This is a genomic window from Nocardioides cremeus (assembly GCF_030518195.1).
GTDB classification, from domain to species: Bacteria; Actinomycetota; Actinomycetes; order Propionibacteriales; family Nocardioidaceae; genus Nocardioides; species Nocardioides cremeus.
In genome coordinates this window covers 1-17841 of record NZ_JAULSC010000025.1, presented here as the reverse complement: position 1 = coordinate 17841, position 17841 = coordinate 1, and the positions used below count along the sequence as shown (strand labels likewise).

Here is a 17841-nt window from a genome sequence, read left to right as displayed (position 1 = left end):
GTCGCCATGAGGGAGGCGCTGGCCGGGCTGACGGTGCGCGGACGCGCGTTCGTGGCCGCCGGCGTCACCGCCGTGGTCTGCGCCGTGCTGCTCGGCCAGCCGGCGCTGACCCGGGTGGGCGTGCTGGTGCTGGCGCTGCCGCTGGTCACCGCGCTGGTGCTGGGCCGCAGCCGCTACCGGCTGGCGCTGGTGCGCACCGTCTCCCCCTCGCTGGTCGCCGCCGGCCAGCAGGCCCGGGTGACCCTGTCGCTGAGCAACGAGGGCCGCACCCCCAGCGGCGTGCTGCTGCTCGAGGACCACGTGCCCTACGTGCTGGGCACCCGCCCACGCTTCGTGCTCGAGGGCATCGGCCACGGCTGGCGGCGCCAGGTCGGCTACCAGGTGCGCTCCGACGTGCGCGGGCGCTTCGAGGTCGGCCCGATGTCGGTGCGGGTCAGCGACCCCTTCGGGCTCGTCGAGCTCGGCCGCGCCTTCCACACCACCTCCGCCCTCACCGTCACGCCCCGCACCGTCGTGCTGGCCCCGATACCCCTCGGCGGCTCCGAGAGCGGCTCCGGCGACAACCGCCCGCGCGCCTTCGCCACCGGCAGCGCCGAGGACGTCACGGTGCGCGAGTACCACCGCGGCGACGACCTGCGCCGGGTGCACTGGCCCAGCTCGGCCCGCATGGGCGAGCTGATGGTGCGGCGCGAGGAGCAGCCCTGGCACTCGCGTGCCACGGTCTTCCTCGACAACCGCGCGACGGCCCACCGTGGGGAGGGCATCGCCTCCTCGCTCGAGACCGCCGTGAGCGCGGCGGCCTCCGTCTCGGTGCACCTGACCCGCCGCGGCTTCGCGGTGCGCCTGGTCACCGCGACCGGCGAGGACCGCGCCAGCGGCTGGCACGAGCGCGGCGCCGACCTGAGCACCGCTCCCCTGCTGGAGGCGCTGGCCGTGCTGCGTCCCGTCGAGGCGCCTCGCCTCGACACCGCGTGGCTGGGCGAGCCGGGCCACGGCGGCCTGGTCGTCGCGGTGCTGGGCGCGGTGCAGCAGCACGACGCGCCGGTGCTGCGCCGCATGCAGTCCCAGCACGGCAGCGCCCTCGCCCTGGCCCTCGACGTCGATGCCTGGGTCGGCGGCGGCTCCGGCACCCCGGCCACCGCCCTGCTGGCCCAGCAGGGCTGGCGGGCCGCCGGGGTCGGGCCCCGCGACCGGCTCGAGGCCCGCTGGCAGGAGCTCGGCACCACCGCACGCTCGGCCGCGCGCGCGAGCACGCGGCGTACGACGGAGGTGGGCTCGTGACCAGCAGGAGCCGCAGCAGCCTCGGCGCCGGCGTCGCCCTGTCGACCGCCGCCGCCCTGACCACCTGGATCTGCATCCTGTCGTGGCGCGGCTTCACCGACGCCCCGTCGCTGTTCCTGTCCCCCCTGCTCGGGCTGGCGCTGCTCGTCGCTGGCATCGGGGCGGTGGGCCGCTGGTCGCGCCTGGGCGTCGCCTCGGTGCTGCTGCTGCAGCTGCTGACCGGGGCGATGGCGCTGAGCTGGGTCGTCGTGGGCTCCCCGCTGCCGGTCGGCTCGACCTGGGACGCACTGCTCGTCGCCTTCGCGCAGGCACGCGACGGAGCGGTCGTCTACGCCTCGCCGGTGCCGACCGCCGAGGCGGCCGTCGAGCCGCTGCTGGTCGGGGGCGGCCTGCTGTGCCTGGTCCTGGTCGACCTGCTGGCCTGCGGGCTGCGGCGGGTGCCGCTGGCCGGCCTGCCGCTGCTCGCGGTCTACAGCGTGCCGGTCAGCCTGCTGGCCACCGACCTGACCTGGTGGGTCTTCGCGCTCTCCGCGCTCGGCTTCGTCGCCATGCTCTACCTGCAGGAGAGCGAGCAGGTCGCGCGCTGGGGCCGCAGCCTGGGCGAGGACGGCCCCGACCCGCTCGCGGCCACCTCGGGCCTGGGCGTGCACACCGCCACCGTGCGGCTCAACGCGCTCGCGGTGGGCGGGGTGGCGACCGCGCTGGCCGTGGTGGTGCCGCTGGCGGTGCCGACGCTCGACGTGCAGCTCTTCGACGTGGGTCGGGGCCCCGGCGGGGACACCAAGATCAGCGTCGACAACCCGATGACCGACCTGGTGCGCGACCTCAACCGGCCCGACGACACCCCGCTGCTGGCCGTGCGCACCGACCAGGTGGAGCCCGAGTACCTGCGCATCTCGGTGCTCAACCGCTTCTCCCAGAACGAGTGGAGCCCGGGCGACCGGGAGATCCCGCTCGAGAACCGGCCCGACGGCGACATGCCCACCCTGACCGGCGTCAGCCAGTCGGTGCCGCGCCGCACCCTCGACTACCGGCTCGAGGCCTACGAGACGTTCTCCTCGCGCTGGCTGCCGACCTTCGCCCCGGTGAGCCGGGTCGAGGCCGCGGGCGACTGGCGCTACGACGAGTCGACGATGGACTTCCTGGCCGGCGACCCCGACCTCGACCTCACCGGGGCCACCTGGTCGATGACCGCGGTCGACCTCGACCTCTCCGCCCAGGAGCTGGCCGACGCCCCCTCCTCGGTCGGCATGGTCTCGGCCTCCTACACCGACCTGCCCTCCGACATGCCGCCGCTGATCCGCCAGCTGGCCAACCAGGTCACCGCCGGCGCACCGACGCGGTTCCAGAAGGCCGTGGCCCTCCAGGACTGGTTCCGCGAGGAGTTCGACTACTCGCTGCGCAACGTGCCTCCTGGCAACGGCACCGACGAGCTCGAGGAGTTCCTGAGCCCCGACGGCGACTACGCCCGCACCGGCTACTGCGAGCAGTTCGCCAGCGCGATGGCCGTGATGGCGCGCCAGCTCGGCATCCCCGCCCGCGTGGCCGTCGGCTTCCTGCGGCCCCAGCGCATCGCCGAGGGCGTCTACGAGTACTCCTCCGACGACCTGCACGCCTGGCCCGAGCTCTTCATCGCCGGCTCCGGCTGGGTGCGCTTCGAGCCCACCCCGCCGGCCCGCGCCGGCGCGGTGCCCGCCTACACCCGCGAGGCCGTCGACCTCGAGCAGCCCGAGCCCAGCGGCCCCAGCGGGCGCGCCGAGGACCAGCTGCCCGACCGCAACGGCGAGCCCACCGCGGCCCCCGACGAGCTCGACCCCGAGGCCGACGACGAGGCCGGCGCCGTCGACGCCGGCTTCCCGTGGGGCACCCTGCTGGGCGTCCTGCTCGGTGCGCTGGCACTGGTCGCGCTGGTCCTGGCCCCCCGTGCCGTACGCCGCCGCCGGCGCGAGCACCGGCTCGCCGCGGGGCCCGAGGCGATCTGGGACGAGCTGCGCGACACAGCCCGCGACCTGGGGCTGCCCTACCCCGACCACCGCTCGCCGCGCGAGACCGGCGCCGGCCTGGTGGGCCACCTCGGCAGCCCGCTCGACGACCGGCCGCGTCCCTCGCACGGCGCCGGTCAGGCCCCCGAGGCGGTCGACTCGCTGCACCGGCTCGTCGGTGACGTCGAGCGGCTGCGCTACGCCCCTGTCGGGGCGGACGAGTCGCGCCCCGACCGGCAGGAGGACGGCCGGCGCGTGGCGCAGGCCCTCCACGACGGCGCCACCCCCCAGGCCCGGCGACGCGCCACCTGGCTGCCGCGCACGCTGCTGCGACCCACGCGTCGTACGGACGTGGTGGCCGGGCCGGAGACCGAGTCGCTGGGCTACCGCGACGGGGTCGTCGACCTCGTGCGCTGACGCCGACCCGGCCGGTTCGAACGAGCCGGGTCGCGAGTCGGCCGGTTCACACCAGCCGGGTCGCGGGTCGAAGGCGTCGACCCGTGCGCTGACGCCGAGTCGGCCGGTTTGAACGAGCCGGGTCGCGAGCCGTCCGGTTCACCCCAGCCGGGTCGCGGGTCGAAGGCGTCGACCCGTGCGCTCACGCCCAGTCGGCCGGTTCACACCAGCCGGGTCGCGAGCCGGCCGGTCCACACCAGCCGGGTCGCGGGTCGAAGGCGTCGACCCGTGCGCTCACGCCGAGTCGGCCGGTTCACACCAGCCGGGTCGCGGGTCGGGCGGGGCTCAGAAGCCGCCGTTCTCCTCGCGGCGGCGGCGCCAGCGCTCCTCCATGCGGTCCATGAAGCCGGCGCCGTTGGAGCCGCTCGAGCCGCCGCGGCGCTGGCGCGCACGGGTGCGGCGACCACCGTCGATGACGGTGAAGGAACGCTCGCCCTGCTCCTCGGAGGAGGCGCCCGCCTGGGCGGCCGGGCCGGCCTGGGTCTGGGTGCGCAGGGCGTTGAGGCCGAACGTGGCCGAGCCGAGCATCACCACGAAGCCGACGATGCCGATCGGCCAGATCTGGGTGATCGCGCCGGTCATCAGCACGACGATGCCGACCACGAAGACGGCCCCTGCCGCCATCGCACGGCGACGGGCGACGCGACGCAGCGACGTGCCGCGCAGGGTGGAGGCGAACTTGGGATCCTCTTCGGAGAGGGCTCGCTCCATCTGCTCGAGCAGTCGCAGCTCCTCTTCCGAGAGTGGCACCGTTCCTCCAATGGGGTCACGCACGCACCGACACGTCTGGTCGATGTCGGCACGTCAAGTCTAGGCAAGCCCTCGCCGTCACGGTAGGCGGCTCACACAATTTGGCTCTGACCGGGTCGGGACCGTGGTCTCGGCCGTGGTCCGGGACCGGCTGGTGGGCCGGTCCCGGGAGTGGTTCGGGGCTGCGGCCCGGACGGATGGGACCGGGTCACGAGAGCAGGCTCGCCGGGCGCACCGCGGCCGAGCCGAAGCGCCGTGCCGCCCGGTCGACGGCACGGTCGGCCTCCGACCAGCCGTGCTCGCGCTCGCCCAGCACGTGCTGGTGGTGCACGCTCTCGCGGGGCGCGAGCCCCTCGACCCGGACCCCCACCAGCCGCAACCGGGCCCGCTGCAGGCCCAGGGCGTCGTACAGGGCCGTGGCGGTGCGGTAGACCTCCTGGGTCACGTCGGTGGCCTCGCTCATCGTGCGCGAACGGGTGATGGTGGTGAAGTCGGCGAAGCGCACGGTCAGCGTCACGGTGCGCCCGGCGACGCCGGCCACCCGCATCCGCCCGGTGACGGTGCTGGTCAGGCGCAGCAGCTCGCGCAGCACCACCGTGCGGTCGTCGACGTCGCGCCCGAAGGTCTCCTGCGCCCCCATCGACCGGTCGGGCTCGGCACCCCCGAGGCCGAACGCCCCGCTGGAGCCGGCGACCACCTCGCGGCGGTCGTCGCCCCACGCCAGCCCGTGCAGGTGGCGACCGAGGTGGTCGCCGACGGCGCGCTGGAGGGTGCGCACCGGGGTGTGCGCGACGTCGCCGACGGTGACCAGCCCCAGTCGGTGCAGCATGGCGCGGGTCTTCTCCCCCACCCCATAGAGCTCGCCGACGTCGAGCGGGTGCAGGAAGGTGGTGATCTCCTCGGGCGGGACCACGACCACGCCGTCGGGCTTGGCACGCTTGCTGGCCAGCTTGGCCACCGAGATGGTCGCCGCGACCCCGACCGAGCAGGTGATCGCCTGCTCGTCGTGGATGGTGGCGCGCACCTGCTCGGCGATCTCGACCGGGGGGCCGAGGCGGCGTACGGAGCCGCTGACGTCGAGGAACGCCTCGTCGAGGGAGACCACCTCGACCAGCGGGGTGACTCGGCGGAAGGTCTCGACGACCGCGGTCGAGACCCGGCCGAAGAGCTCGTGGTCGGGCGCCACCACCACTGCCTGGGGGCACAGCCGCCGGGCCCGGGTGGCCGGCATGCCCGACCGCACGCCGTGCTCGCGGGCCAGGTAGTTGGCCGAGAGCACGACGCCGCGGTAGCCCCCACCCACGATGACCGGCACCTCCCACAGCTCGGGCCGCTCCCGCACCGCGACCGAGGCGTAGAAGGCGTCCATGTCGATGTGGAGGATCGGCGTGGCCGGAGCGCCAGCGGAGGTCATGCCGATCCTCGCCGAGCCGGCGCTACTTCACGGGAGGAGCGGAGCGGGGGAACGTGAAGTAGCGCCGGCTCGGCGTGAACTAGCGCCGGCTCGGCGCGCTCGGCGCGGTCAGCGGGCGAGCACGTGCAGCTGTGTGGCGAGCGGGAGGTACTCGGGACGCGTGGCGACCGCCTGCTCGAGCTCGACCAGGGCGGCGGTGGAACCGGGCTCGAGGTCGAGCAGGGTGCCGGGGACCAGGTCGGCGAAGACCCGCACGCCGTGGACCTGCTCGACGTGCAGGTCGGCAGCGGCCAGCAGCGCGACGAGCTCGTCGCTGGTGTAGCGGTGACCGGCGCGGCCGGGGTCGACGGTGGGCTCGAGCAGCGCGAGGGCCTGGCCGAAGTGGCCGGCCATGGCGCGGGCCAGCACCGCGGCGTGGCGCTGGGCCACGAGCAGGCTGAGGGTGCCGCCGGGGCGCACGGCCTCGCGGAGCACGCCCAGGGCGGTCGCGGGGTCGCCGACGTGCTCGAGGACCCCGTGGCACAGCACCAGGTCGGCGCTGTCGGCGCCGGCGACGTCGAGCAGGCTCGAGACCTCGCCCTGCAGCCCGGCGACCTCGACGCCGCGCTCGCGGGCGCGGCGCCCGAGCGAGGCGAGGGCGTCGGGGCTGGGGTCGACGACGGTGACGCGGTGGCCGAGCTCGGCCACGCGCACGGCGAAGCCGCCGGTGCCGCCGCCGATGTCGAGGACGTCGAGGGGCCCGGACTGCTCGAGCAGCGGGCGCAGGGCGTCCCACACCACGGCGGTGCGAGCCGCCGCCCGGCGCTCGCTGGGACGTTCGCTGGGGCGGTCGCTGGCGGACATGGCACCCACCCTAGGGCCACAGGCACGCCGATCATCCCGGGCTCCCCGGGCTGCGGTGCCACAGCTTGCGTGCCACGTCGCGGGTCTCCTCGCCGGCGGGCTTGATGTCGGCGTACGGCGAGAGCCGGAAGCCGCTGGAGTGCACCAGCACCCGCCGGCGGCCCATCCCGCCCGCGGCACCCGGCCCGTCGGGGCGCGCCATCACCGGGCGCGGTGCCCGGCTCTGCGCCGCACCCTGCCCGGCGAGCTCGACGCCGACGCCGCCGAAGCCCTCGGGCACCACCGCCATCTGCTCGTGCACCGCCTCGATGCCGCCGCGACGCCACTGCTCGTGCAGGACCGGCAGCTCCCAGCAGCCGGTGGCGCGCAGCGAGACCCCGCGGTGGCCGGTGCGGCGCAGCTCGCCGCGCACCACCAGGAGCCAGGAGTGGAAAACGGTGGCGGCGTAGGGCCCCTGGGCGTCCTCGAAGAAGGTCGCGTCGACCGGGCCGGTGCCGTCGTCGAGGGTCAGGAAGACCACCCGGCGCCCGGAGCGGATCGGCGGGGTCTGGGTGGCGACCTTGACCCCGGCCACCAGCAGCTCGGCCTTGCTGCGCTGCTGGAGCAGCTGCTCGCTGCGGGTCACCCCGAGCGCGTCGAGGAAGGGGCCGTAGGTGTCGACGACGTGCCGGCTGGCGTCGAGGCCGAGGATCTCGAGCTCGGCGCGCATCTGCTCCTCGCCGGTCATCTCGGGCAAGCCAGAGACCCCGCCCTCCCCCGGCGCGTCACCGAGGTCGAGGCTCAGCTGCACCGAGTCGACCGGGGGCGGCGGCGCGGCGGTGCGCGCCTGGGCCAGCGAGCGGCCCCACACGCCCTCGCGCACCGGGGCGCCGCGGTCGTCGCGGTAGTCCTCGGCCTGGTCGCCGGGGCGCCGGTCGCGGCGCCGGTCGGCCTCGGCGGCGCTCTCCCCCGCCTGCGCCCGCTCGCGCACCCCGAGGTCGGTGCTGTTGCGCGCGGCCGCGGCCTCGGCGACCTGGCGGGCACGCGTGGTGGTGCCGCTCCAGGACTTGCGCCCGGCCACGCCGCGGCCCCGCGAGGCCCGTTCGAGGGCCCGGCCCTGGCGGTCGAGCTCGGCGACCTGCAGCAGCAGGTCGCGGCGGGTCAGCACCCCTCGACGGCGTACGTCGCTGCCGGCGGCCGACCCGATGCCGTAGGTGCTGTCGAAGGCGCCCGCCAGCACCAGCCGCTCGACCACGGGGCGCGAGACCCGTGCGCGCTGCCAGAAGTCGGGCAACGAGTGGAAGGGCCGGGCCGCGACGATGCGCGCGACCTCGGCCTCGCTGATGCCCTTGACCTCGGCCAGCGCCAGGCGGATGCCCCAGGGGCGCCCGTCGGGGACGTCGGGGCCGGGGTGGGCGCCGGTGGGCTCGACCCGCTCGACGACGTAGGCCTGCTCGGAGGCGTTGACGTCGAGCCCGAGCACCGCCACGCCGAGGCGGCGGGCGTCCTCGAGGATCAGCCGCTTGGGGTACATCCCCGGGTCGTGGGTCAGCACCCCGGACAGGAAGTGCGCCGGCCAGTGCGCCTTGAGCCAGGCCGACTGGTAGGTCGGCAGCGCGAACGCCGCCGCGTGGGCCTTGCAGAAGCCGAAGGAGGCGAAGGCCTCCAGCACGCTCCAGACCTCCTCGACCACGGCGAGGGGGTAGCCGCGGCCCAGCGCGCGCGGGAAGAACCAGGCCCGGGTCTGGGCCATCCCCTCGGCGTCGCCCAGGGCGCGGCGCTTCTCGTCGGCCTCGGCGTAGGAGATGCCGGTGAAGCAGCCGATGATCTCGATGACCTGCTCGTGGAAGACCACCACGCCCCGGGTGGGGGCCAGGATCGGGCGCAGGTCGTCGTGGAGGTAGCGCGGCTCGCGCCACCCGTGCTTGACCTCGAGGTAGGGCGTGATCATGTCGCTCTTGACCGGCCCGGGCCGGAACAGCGAGATGTCGGTGATGATGTCCTCGAAGGTCTCGATGCCGGACTTGCCGACCAGCTCGCGCTGGCCCGGGGACTCGATCTGGAAGACCCCGAGGGTGCGCGCCGCCGAGATCATCCGGTAGGTCGCGGGGTCGTCGAAGGGCACCTGCTGGTCGTCCTCGAGGTCGATGCGCACCCCTTCGACCCGCTCGACCTCGGTGAGCGCGTGCGCCATGGCCGACTGCATCCGGATGCCGAGCACGTCGAGCTTGAGCAGGCCGAGGTCCTCGACGTCGTCCTTGTCGAACTGGCTCATCGGGAAGCCGGCGTACGACGCCTCGACGGGGGTGCGGTCGAGCAGGGTCGCGTCGGAGAGCAGCACCCCGCACGGGTGCACCGCGACGTGGCGCGGCAGCCCGTCGAGCCGCTCGACGAGCTGGAACATCAGGTCGAGCCGGGCCTCGCCCAGCCCGCTGGCACGCAGCTCGGGCAGCTCGGCCAGCGCGGCGCGGGCGTCGCGGGCACGGATGTGCGGGAAGGCCTTGGCGATGGCGTCGGTCTCGGCCGGGGGCATGCCGAGCGCGGCGCCGACGTCGCGCACCGCGTGCCGCACCCGGTAGGTGTCCATCATCGAGACGCACACGCAGCGCTCGCCGCCGTAGCGGTCGAGGATGCGCTCGTAGACCTCGGTGCGCCGGTCGGACTCGACGTCGACGTCGATGTCGGGCAGCGCCTGGCGCAGCGGGGAGAGGAAGCGCTCCATCAGCAGCTGGTGGCGGATCGGGTCGACCCCGGAGATGCCGAGCAGGTAGTTGACCAGGCTGCCGGCCCCCGAGCCGCGTGCGGCGACCCGCACGCCCATCTGCTTGACCAGGTCGGTCACGTCGCCGACGGTCAGGAAGTACGACGCGTAGCCGAGCTCCCTGATCACCGCGAGCTCGTCGTCGAGCCGCTTCCACACCACCGCGAGCCCGCCGCTGCCGTAGCGGTCGCCGATGGCGCCCTCGCAGCGGGCCCGCAGCGCCACGTCGGCGCTGGGGTGGTCGGTGGAGAGGCTGAACTCGGGGAAGTGCACCTCGCCCAGGCCGAGGTCGGCACGCGGGTCGAGGGCGCAGCGCTCGGCCAGCGCCCGGGTGCGGGCCAGCAGGCGCAGCGCCTCGCGCCCGGTGCCCGCGCCGGCGCGGGCCACCACCTCGTGGGCGACCTCGCGCATCTGCGGCCCGGACTTCAGGTGCCCCTCGGCGTTGCCGCGGTCGACGTGGCGCCGGTCGAGGGCGACCAGGCGGCGGGCGGCGTCGAGCACGTCGACGGTGGCGGCGTCGCTGCGATCGGCGTAGCGCACCGCGTTGGTCAGCACCGAGCCGGCACCGGCCTCCTCGGCCAGGGCGAACATCCGGGCGGCGTGCCGGGTCGAGCCGGGGCCGTCGCCGGCCAGGCGGTGCGAGACCACCTCGACCTGGAGGTTCTCGCGCGGCACCAGGGCGCGCCAGCGCTCCAGGGCGGCCCGGGCGTGGTCGCGGCGGCGCACGGCCGCCGCGGCCCCGACCTCGGAGGCCGGCCCGAGCAGCACGACCAGGTCGCCGGAGCCGAGCAGCGCCGCGACCTCGGGGTCCTCGGGGTCCAGGACCGGGGTGCCGCGCTCGCCCGCGAGGTGGGTGGTCGAGAGCACCCGGCACAGCGCGGCCCAGCCACCGCGCCCGCCGCCGGGCCCGGCGGCGTGGGCCAGCAGGGTGACCCGGGGCAGCCGTGGGTCGCGGAAGGCGCCGCCCCGCACCGGGGTGCGCCCGCGCCCGGGCGCCGGCGCCCGCCCCTCGACGGGAGCCGGGCGGTGGGCCAGGTCGACGCCGAGGACCGGGCTGATCCCGGCCTGCAGGCACGCCTTGGCGAACTTCACCGCGCCGTAGGTGCCGTCGCGGTCGGTCAGCGCCAGCAGGTCCATGCCGTGGTCGGCCGCGCGCTGGACCAGCAGGTGCGGCAACGAGGCACCGTGCTGCAGGGAGTAGCCGGAGGCGACGTGCAGGTGCGGGAACGGGTCGGGCACGGGTCGGTCCACCTCTCGCGTCGGCTCGACCCTGACGACAATCCTCTCGAACTCATGTTCGAGAAGACGTCCAGCCTAACCCCGCCGCGCTCCCGGCGCCAACCCGCCCTCACCAGATCGCGGCAACCCACTCCGGGCGGTCGACGAAGGGGTTGCGGTTGCCCTGCCAGGTCTCGAAGATCGCGTCGTTGCGGGCGCGCTCGAAGGCGTCGGGCGGGTCCTGCTCGTGCCAGCGCAGCAGGGTCGAGAGCCGACCGAGGTAGCCCAGCGCGTCGAGGTCGCGCCGGCCCACCTGCTCGGAGACCTCGAGGTCGGCGAAGCCGTCGCCGCCCTCGTAGCGCACCGCCATGTAGAGCACCATCCGGGCCACGTCGCCCTTCACCGCCTCGCGCGGCTCCCAGGAGTCGGCGTCGCGGTAGGTGTCGGCGGCCTCGCCCTGGGGGCTGCCGCCGTCGTCGAAGTCAAGGCTGGAGCGGTCGGCGTTGACGCTGACGTCGGCCGGGCGCACGTGGTGCAGGTCGGTGCCGGGGCCCGCGGCGGTGCCGAACCCGCCACGGCTCTGCGGCCACACGTGCTCGCGGTTCCACTCCTCCGGGTCGCCGCCGTTGGCGTCGCCCGGCACGCTGTCGCCGGTGTAGAGCTCGATCACGCGACCGGGCGCAGCGGGGTCGGCGTCGGTGTTGCGCAGCGCCTCCCACAGCCGGTCGTAGCTCAGCCGGTCGACGTCGGTGGAGATGATCTCGTGCAGCGCCCGGGCCAGGTCCTCGCCGGTGCGGCCCTCGGCGTCGGCGTAGTAGTCACGCACCACCGCGGGCAGGTCGCCGGCGGCGCTCGGGGCCCGGGAGGGCGTCGCGGCGCCGACGAGCGCGACCGCGTCGACCTGCTTGAGCCCGGGCGCGGAGAAGTACGACGCCCGCTCGCCGCCGAGCACCACCTCAGCACCCAGCAGCTCGGGGTGCGAGGCCAGCCCCCAGGTGCTGCGCAGCTGCGCGGGCAGCTGGACCAGGAGCATCCGCGCCGGGTCGCGCTCCCCCGGGTCGTCGGCCAGTGCCAGCGCCAGGTCGGAGGGGAAGGACCCGCGCACCACCTCGCCCGGGGCGACGGGCTGGCCGACCAGGTGCCCGCGGACGCTCAGCACCGTGCCGTCGGCGCTGGCCAGCGCCTGGGCGACGTCGCTCGCGCCCGCCGTGGCGGCGGGGTCGAGCAACGAGCGCGCACCGCCCGTGGGCCCGACCTCCTCGTCGACGGAGCCCTGACCGGCGCAGGACGGGAGGAGCCCCAGCACGCCGACGAGCAGGAGCGCACCGAGCCGGCGCGGGCGCCGGGCGAGGACGGGAGGCATGGGCCCAGCCTGCCTCACCCGGCGCGGGCGATGCGCTCCTGGAGCGGCGGGTGCGGCACCAGCCCCAGGGACTGCTCGACCACGGCGAGGAACCGGTCGGCGTCGCGGACGAGGTCGTCGGCCTCGCGCTCGGTGACCGCCCGCGAGGAGCCGGCCTCGGCCGCGGCCCGCTTGGCTGCGCCCGCGGAGAAGAACGTGGCCCACTCGGCCAGCTCGGGGGCCACCTCGGCCAGCAGCACCCAGGCGTTCTTCTGGGCCCGGCGACGCGGGCCGGCGGGCCGGGCCCGCGCGGAGAGCAGCGCGGCGGCCGAGCGCAGCGCCGACACGTGCGCCCCGGCGTAGCGGGCCGGGACCTCGGGGGTGGCCATCGCCTCGCCGAGCGACTCCGCGGCGCGGGCGAGGTAGGAGTGCGTGGTCACCGGCAGGGCCTGCGGGTGCGGCACGGGCGCGGAGAAGGAGGAGCGGGTCATCACCGACATCCCCTTCAGTCCGCGCAGCCGACGAGCAGCCACTGCCCGCCGTCGACGTCGAGGGCCAGGTCGAAGACCCCGCCGGAGTCGTCGGCCCCGCGCACCGCTGCGCCGCGCCCGGCCTCGACGCGCCACAGCGCGCGCTCGGCGAGCAGCTCCTCGAGCGGGCGGGGGCGGGCCGGCTGCTCGGCGCTCGAGCCGTCGGCCGGCTCCTCGGAGCCCAGCACCGCCCGCACGCCGGCGTGGCGCCACCACTCACCGGTCTCCACCCAGTGCTCCAGCACCGAGCGGACCTTCCAGAGCCGCCCGCGCCACAGGAACTGCTCGGGGACCATCGTCTCGGCGCCGGCCAGCTGGCCGCACCGCACCTCGACGGGCTCGTCGTAGCGTCGCATCAGCTCCATCACTGCCACCTCTCCGGCGCCGGGCGCCAGGTCCGCCTGGAGCCCCCAGCGGAGGCGGGGTCGAGGTCGCCCCCGCCGGGAGCATGTTCGAATCTGTGTTCGAACTTGTTCCCAAGGTACACGCCCCCACCGACAGTGGGTCAAGGGTCGTGGCGGGCCCCTGTGCAGGAGCGCGACCGGCGGCTCAGGAGGCGGCGATCCGGTCGTGCGTGGCGCTGAGGTAGCGGTCGGTGTCGGGATGGAACATGGTGACCAGGATCGCGACCTCGACCACCAGGGAGAGGTAGCTGAGCACCACGAAGACCTGCGGCGGCTCGACCCGGATGCCGCTCAGGGTCGCCACCGCGGTCATCACCACGAGCACCGCCAGGCACACCCGCGCCCAGTGGTGGCCGTTGCGGAAGAAGACCAGCAGCACCCCGATCAGCATCGCCATCACCACGAAGAGCACCGCGGCGACCGGGAAGAACTGCGGGACCGCGATCGGCTGCTCCTCGATCAGGTAGTCGAGCCCCTGCCGCTCCAGGATCTCGGCGGCCGAGCGGTGCCCCCGCGCCCAGTTCAGCACGAGGTCGTCGCGCAGCACCGCCGTCAGCACCACGGTCAGGGCCCCCAGCGCCAGCAGCACCAGGTGCAGCTGCAGGCACGCCCTCAGCGCGCGCGGTCGTTCCAGGCGGTCGTCGTCCATGACGGCCCTCTCTGTGGTCCGGGGGCGGCAGCCGGGTGCGGGGCACCCGGTGCGAACTCTAGGGTCGCAGCCATGAGCACCGAGCACCCGGGCATCGCCCGGTTCCGCACCGAGCTGGCCCGCCGCGGCGGGCGCGGCGAGGTCGTCGTCCTGCCCGACGCCGTGCACACGGCCGCGCTGGCCGCCGAGGCCCTGGGCTGCGAGGTGGGCGCGATCGCCAACAGCCTGCTCTTCGACGCCGGCGGCTCGCCGGTGCTGGTGCTGACCTCGGGCGCGCACCGGGTCGACGTGCGCGCGCTCGCGGAGCGCATCGGCGTCGAGCGCCTCGCGCGCGCCGGCGCCGACTTCGTGCGCGAGCACACCGGGCAGGTGATCGGCGGGGTCTCCCCCCTCGCCCACCCCGCGCCCGTGCCGACGTACCTCGACGAGTGGCTGGCGCGCCACGAGGTCGTCTGGGCGGCCGCCGGCCACCCCGCCGCGGTCTTCTCGACCTCCTTCGAGGAGCTGCGCGAGATGACCGGCGCCGGCGTCGTCGACGTCGAGTCCCCGCCGGCCTGAGCAGCCTGGCTAGTCTGTGCCCGTGGCGAGGGTCGTGGTGGTCGGTGGCGGGTACGCCGGCCTCGCCACCGCCGGCCGGCTCGCCAAGACCGGCCACGACGTCACCCTCCTCGAGCGCGCCGCGACCCTCGGCGGCGCCCTGGGCTCGGTGCACGCCGACGGCTACCGCTGGGACGCCGGCCCGACCTCGACGCTGCTGCCCGCGGTGCTGCGCGACCTGTTCCGCAAGACCGGACGCCCGCTCGAGCGCGAGCTCGACCTGGTCGCGCTGGAGACGGTGCGCACGCACCGCTTCGTCGACGGCTCCGAGCTGGCCCTGCCCGGCGGCTCGCGCTCGGGGCAGCTGCGCGCGGTCGAGGAGCTCTCCCCCGGCCAGGGCCAGGCGTGGGTCGACCACGTCGCGGCCTACACCGACGACTGGGAGGTGCTGCGCCGCCACTACCTCGAGCAGCCGTGGGAGCGCGCCTCGCTGCCGGCCGAGCTCAAGGAGCGGCTGGGCTCGCGCGAGACCCTGCAGCGGCGGCTGCGCCGCACGCTCAAGGACGACCGGCTGCGCGACGTCGCGGCCCACCCCTTCGTCACCGACGGCCACGCCACCCGCGACGTCCCCGCCTGGATGGGCCTGGTGGCCTACCTCGAGCAGCGCTTCGGGTCCTGGACCGTGCCCGGCGGGATGGCCAGGGTCGGCGAGGTGCTCGCCGCACGGATGGGCACCCGCGGGGTCGACGTGCGCCTGGGCACCGGCGTCCGCGACGTCGTCGTGCGGGGCGGCCGGGCCGTGGCGGTCAGCACCGACGACGGCGAGATCGACGCCGACGTCGTCGTCTGCGCGATCGACCCCCGTCGCCTGCCGGCGCTGGCCCGGCTGGTCGAGCGCACGATGCCCGCGATCCCGCCGGTCGTGTGCCACGTGGGGCTGGCCGGCGACCTGCCCGAGGTGCCCCACGAGCTGGTGCTGCACGGCGACCCCACCCTGGTGGTGCGCACCGGCGGCCAGGCCCCCGACGGCGGCGCCGCCTGGACCGTGCAGGGCCGCGGCCGCCTGGCCGAGGACGTGCTGGTCGCGCTGGCGCGGCACCGCATCGACGTGCGCGGCCAGGTCGTCACCCGGGTCGACCGCTCACCGCGCGACCTCGTCGAGGCCTGGGGCGGCTCGCCGCTCGGGGTGCTGTGGCAGGGCCGCGCCACGGTGCAGCGCCGGCTCGGCCCCGACACGCCCGTGCCCGGTGTGTACGCCGCCGGCGCGCACGCGACACCGGGCGCGGGGCTGCCCTTCGTGGGGCTGTCGGCGGCCCTGGTGGCCCAGCGCGTGGGACCCGCCTGAGGCGGCGGCCGCGTCAGGCTCAGGGACGGACGTCGAGCTTCTCGAAGATCTCGCGCGTGGCCTTCGACCGGTTCAGCGTGTAGAAGTGCAGCCCCGGCGCGCCGCCCTCGAGCAGCTCCTGGCACAGCTCGGCGGCCTGGGTGATGCCCTCGGCGCGCATCGAGACCGGGTCGCCGTCGTGGGCGCTGATGCGCTCGACGACATCGGCGGGCACGTCGGTGCCGATCAGCTCGCCCTGGCGGCGGATGGCCTGCAGGTTCAGGATCGGCATGATGCCCGGCAGGATCGGCAGGTCCACGCCCCGCTCGCGCACCCGCTCGACGAGCGAGAAGTAGTCGGCGGCCCGGAAGAACATCTGGGTCACGGCGAACTCGGCGCCGGCGCGGGCCTTGGCGACCAGCACGTCGGCGTCGTGCTCGAGCGAGGCCGACGAGGGGTGCCGCTCGGGGAACGCGGCGACGCCGATGCGGAACTCACCACGCGCGGCGACCAGCTCGACCAGCTGGTCGGCGTGGTCGAGGCCGCCCTCGGTGGGCGTCCACTCGGCGCGCGGGCCCTCGGTGGGGTCGCCGCGCAGGGCCATCACGTGGTGCACGCCGGCGGCGGCGTACTCGTCGAGGATCTGCTCGAGCTCGCTGCGGGTGTGCCCGACGCAGGTCAGGTGGGCCATCGGCAGCATCGAGGTCTCGCGGGCGATCCGCCCGGTCAGCCGCACGGTGGTGCCGCGGCTGCTGCCGCCGGCGCCGTAGGTGACGGAGACGAAGGTCGGGTTGTAGGGCTCGAGCGCGCGCACGGCGTCCCACAGCTGGGCCTCGCCGGCCTCGTCCTTGGGCGGGAAGAACTCGAACGAGAAGGAGCGCCCGCCCGCAGCGATCAGGTCGGTGAGCGCACGTCCGCGGCCGATGGTCATGGCGACGATTCTATGGAGCACCTGTGCACCCAGGGGTGGGCGTCCACCCAACGGCGCCAGTTGTGGGTATGTCTCCTACTGTGATCCGGTGAGCGACTCCCCCGCCAGCACGGCCGGCACGGCCGGCACCCCCTGGGACGCCGACGGCTTCCGCGCCCAGGTCCAGGACGCCCTCGAGCAGTTCCTCGACCGGCAGGCCGACCGCCTGGCCCCGCTGGGCCCCGACGCCGAGCGGCTGCTCGCCGAGGCCCGCGCCGTGGTCGCAGGCGGCAAGCGCCTGCGGGCCGCGTTCTGCTGGTGGGGCCACCTGGCCGTGGCGGCACCCGTCGACGAGCAGGCGCTGGTGCGCGCCTGCGCGGCGCTCGAGCTGCTGCACGCGAGCGCGCTGGTGCACGACGACCTGATGGACGCCTCCGACACCCGCCGCGGGCGCCCGGCCACGCACCGCGCCTTCGAGCGCGAGCACCGCTCCGACGCCTGGCGCGGCGACCCCGAGCAGTACGGCGCCGCCGCGGCGATCCTGCTCGGCGACCTGCTGCTGTCGTGGTCCGACGAGCTGCTGCGCGGCTGCGGCCTGCCGCTGCCGCGGGTGGTCGCGGCCCTCGAGGTGCTCGACCTGTGCCGCACCGAGGTGATCGCCGGGCAGTTCCTCGACGTCTCGGTGCAGGCCCGGGGCCGCGCCGACGTCGACGCCGCGATGACGGTGCTGCGCTACAAGTCCGCGAAGTACTCGATCGAGCGTCCGCTGCAGGTCGGGGCGGCCCTCGCCGGCGCCGACAGCGCCGCGATGGAGCAGCTGAGCTCCTTCGGCCTGCCGCTGGGCGAGGCCTTCCAGCTGCGCGACGACCTGCTGGGCGTCTTCGGCGACCCGGCCACGACCGGCAAGCCCGCCGGCGACGACCTGGTCGAGGGCAAGCGCACGGTACTGGTGGCGCTGGCCCTCGACGGGGCCGACGAGGACGACGCGGCCCTGCTCGACCGGGCCCTGGGCCGCCCCCTCGACGCCGACCAGGTCGAGCGACTGCGCTCGATCATCTCCGGATCCGGCGCCCAGGCGCAGGTCGAGGAGGTCATCACCGCGCTGACCCAGCGCGCCACCGACTCCCTCGACCGCAGCGGCCTGGACCCCGAGGCCTGCGCGGTCCTCACCACGCTCGCCGCCGCGGCCACCCAGCGCGTCGTCTGACCGCGAGCCGGCGCCAGTTCCGCGCGAGCCGGCGCCAGTTCCTCGCTCTCGCCAGGAACTGGCGCCGGCTCGGCGAGGTCAGGGGCCGACGCGGGCGTACGTCGCCCCGGCGTCGTCGCTGTAGTAGCGCTCCCCGCGCGAGCCGGTGACCAGCAGCGCGCCGCCGCCGACGTCGTACTCGATGTAGTAGCGGCTGCTGGCCTGCACGGGCAGGACCCCGGTGGTGTTGGGCAGGGGACGCCGGGTCACCCCGC

Annotated in this window: 14 protein-coding genes; 5 read left to right on the top strand and 9 right to left on the bottom strand. The window is 75.6% G+C overall.

All coding sequences use genetic code 11. From position 1 onward, the window contains the following. The first annotated feature begins 6 nt into the window (after nucleotides 1-6). Nucleotides 7-1281 carry a DUF58 domain-containing protein gene (locus QWJ41_RS18435; RefSeq protein WP_302709942.1) on the top strand — a complete coding sequence of 425 codons (1275 nt, stop codon included), beginning with the start codon at nucleotides 7-9 and terminating at the stop codon, nucleotides 1279-1281. Further along, nucleotides 1278-3680: a transglutaminase TgpA family protein gene (locus QWJ41_RS18430; protein ID WP_302709941.1), complete on the top strand. Its 2403-nt coding sequence runs from the start codon at nucleotides 1278-1280 to the stop codon at nucleotides 3678-3680. The genes QWJ41_RS18435 and QWJ41_RS18430 overlap by 4 nt, the downstream gene beginning before the upstream one ends. 324 nt (nucleotides 3681-4004) lie before the next feature. Here QWJ41_RS18430 and QWJ41_RS18425 read toward each other — a convergent pair whose 3' ends face one another. The 8 genes from QWJ41_RS18425 to QWJ41_RS18390 all read right to left on the bottom strand — a co-directional run bounded on the left by QWJ41_RS18425 (nucleotide 4005) and on the right by QWJ41_RS18390 (nucleotide 13609). Next, nucleotides 4005-4469, bottom strand: coding sequence for an SCO2097 family morphological protein (locus tag QWJ41_RS18425; RefSeq protein ID WP_302709940.1), 465 nt, complete (start codon nucleotides 4467-4469; stop codon nucleotides 4005-4007). 208 nt (nucleotides 4470-4677) lie between these two features. Then, nucleotides 4678-5883, bottom strand: coding sequence for a DNA polymerase IV (gene dinB / locus QWJ41_RS18420; protein ID WP_302709939.1), 1206 nt, complete (start codon nucleotides 5881-5883; stop codon nucleotides 4678-4680). Between the two features lie 108 nt (nucleotides 5884-5991). Further along, nucleotides 5992-6726: a methyltransferase gene (locus QWJ41_RS18415; protein ID WP_302709938.1), complete on the bottom strand. Its 735-nt coding sequence runs from the start codon at nucleotides 6724-6726 to the stop codon at nucleotides 5992-5994. Between the two features lie 31 nt (nucleotides 6727-6757). Next, nucleotides 6758-10705: a DNA polymerase III subunit alpha gene (locus tag QWJ41_RS18410; protein ID WP_302709937.1), complete on the bottom strand. Its 3948-nt coding sequence runs from the start codon at nucleotides 10703-10705 to the stop codon at nucleotides 6758-6760. A 109-nt stretch (nucleotides 10706-10814) separates the two neighbouring features. Beyond that, nucleotides 10815-12047, bottom strand: a complete 1233-nt coding sequence (locus tag QWJ41_RS18405) for an endonuclease (protein WP_302709935.1) — start codon at nucleotides 12045-12047, stop codon at nucleotides 10815-10817. A 14-nt stretch (nucleotides 12048-12061) separates the two neighbouring features. Beyond that, nucleotides 12062-12517 carry an SAV_6107 family HEPN domain-containing protein gene (locus QWJ41_RS18400; protein WP_302709934.1) on the bottom strand — a complete coding sequence of 152 codons (456 nt, stop codon included), beginning with the start codon at nucleotides 12515-12517 and terminating at the stop codon, nucleotides 12062-12064. A gap of 14 nt (nucleotides 12518-12531) precedes the next feature. Continuing rightward, nucleotides 12532-12921, bottom strand: a complete 390-nt coding sequence (locus QWJ41_RS18395; RefSeq protein WP_302709933.1) for a DUF6504 family protein — start codon at nucleotides 12919-12921, stop codon at nucleotides 12532-12534. Nucleotides 12922-13105: 184 nt separating this feature from the next. Next, nucleotides 13106-13609, bottom strand: coding sequence for a hypothetical protein (locus tag QWJ41_RS18390; RefSeq protein ID WP_302709932.1), 504 nt, complete (start codon nucleotides 13607-13609; stop codon nucleotides 13106-13108). Between the two features lie 72 nt (nucleotides 13610-13681). Here QWJ41_RS18390 and QWJ41_RS18385 point away from each other — a divergent pair, with 72 nt between their 5' ends. Both QWJ41_RS18385 and QWJ41_RS18380 read left to right on the top strand, forming a co-directional pair. Further along, complete coding sequence (locus QWJ41_RS18385) at nucleotides 13682-14167, top strand: YbaK/EbsC family protein (protein WP_302709931.1); 486 nt, start codon at nucleotides 13682-13684, stop codon at nucleotides 14165-14167. Nucleotides 14168-14189: 22 nt separating this feature from the next. Further along, nucleotides 14190-15491 carry a phytoene desaturase family protein gene (locus tag QWJ41_RS18380; RefSeq protein WP_302709930.1) on the top strand — a complete coding sequence of 434 codons (1302 nt, stop codon included), beginning with the start codon at nucleotides 14190-14192 and terminating at the stop codon, nucleotides 15489-15491. Nucleotides 15492-15510: 19 nt separating this feature from the next. On the opposite strand, the gene metF is transcribed toward QWJ41_RS18380, so the two are convergent. Further along, nucleotides 15511-16401 (bottom strand): methylenetetrahydrofolate reductase [NAD(P)H], encoded by an 891-nt coding sequence (gene metF / locus QWJ41_RS18375; protein WP_302709929.1) that lies wholly within the window; start codon nucleotides 16399-16401, stop codon nucleotides 15511-15513. 88 nt (nucleotides 16402-16489) lie between these two features. Between metF and QWJ41_RS18370 the strand changes: the two genes are divergently transcribed. Beyond that, nucleotides 16490-17587: a polyprenyl synthetase family protein gene (locus QWJ41_RS18370; RefSeq protein ID WP_302709928.1), complete on the top strand. Its 1098-nt coding sequence runs from the start codon at nucleotides 16490-16492 to the stop codon at nucleotides 17585-17587. Nucleotides 17588-17841 lie beyond the last annotated feature (254 nt).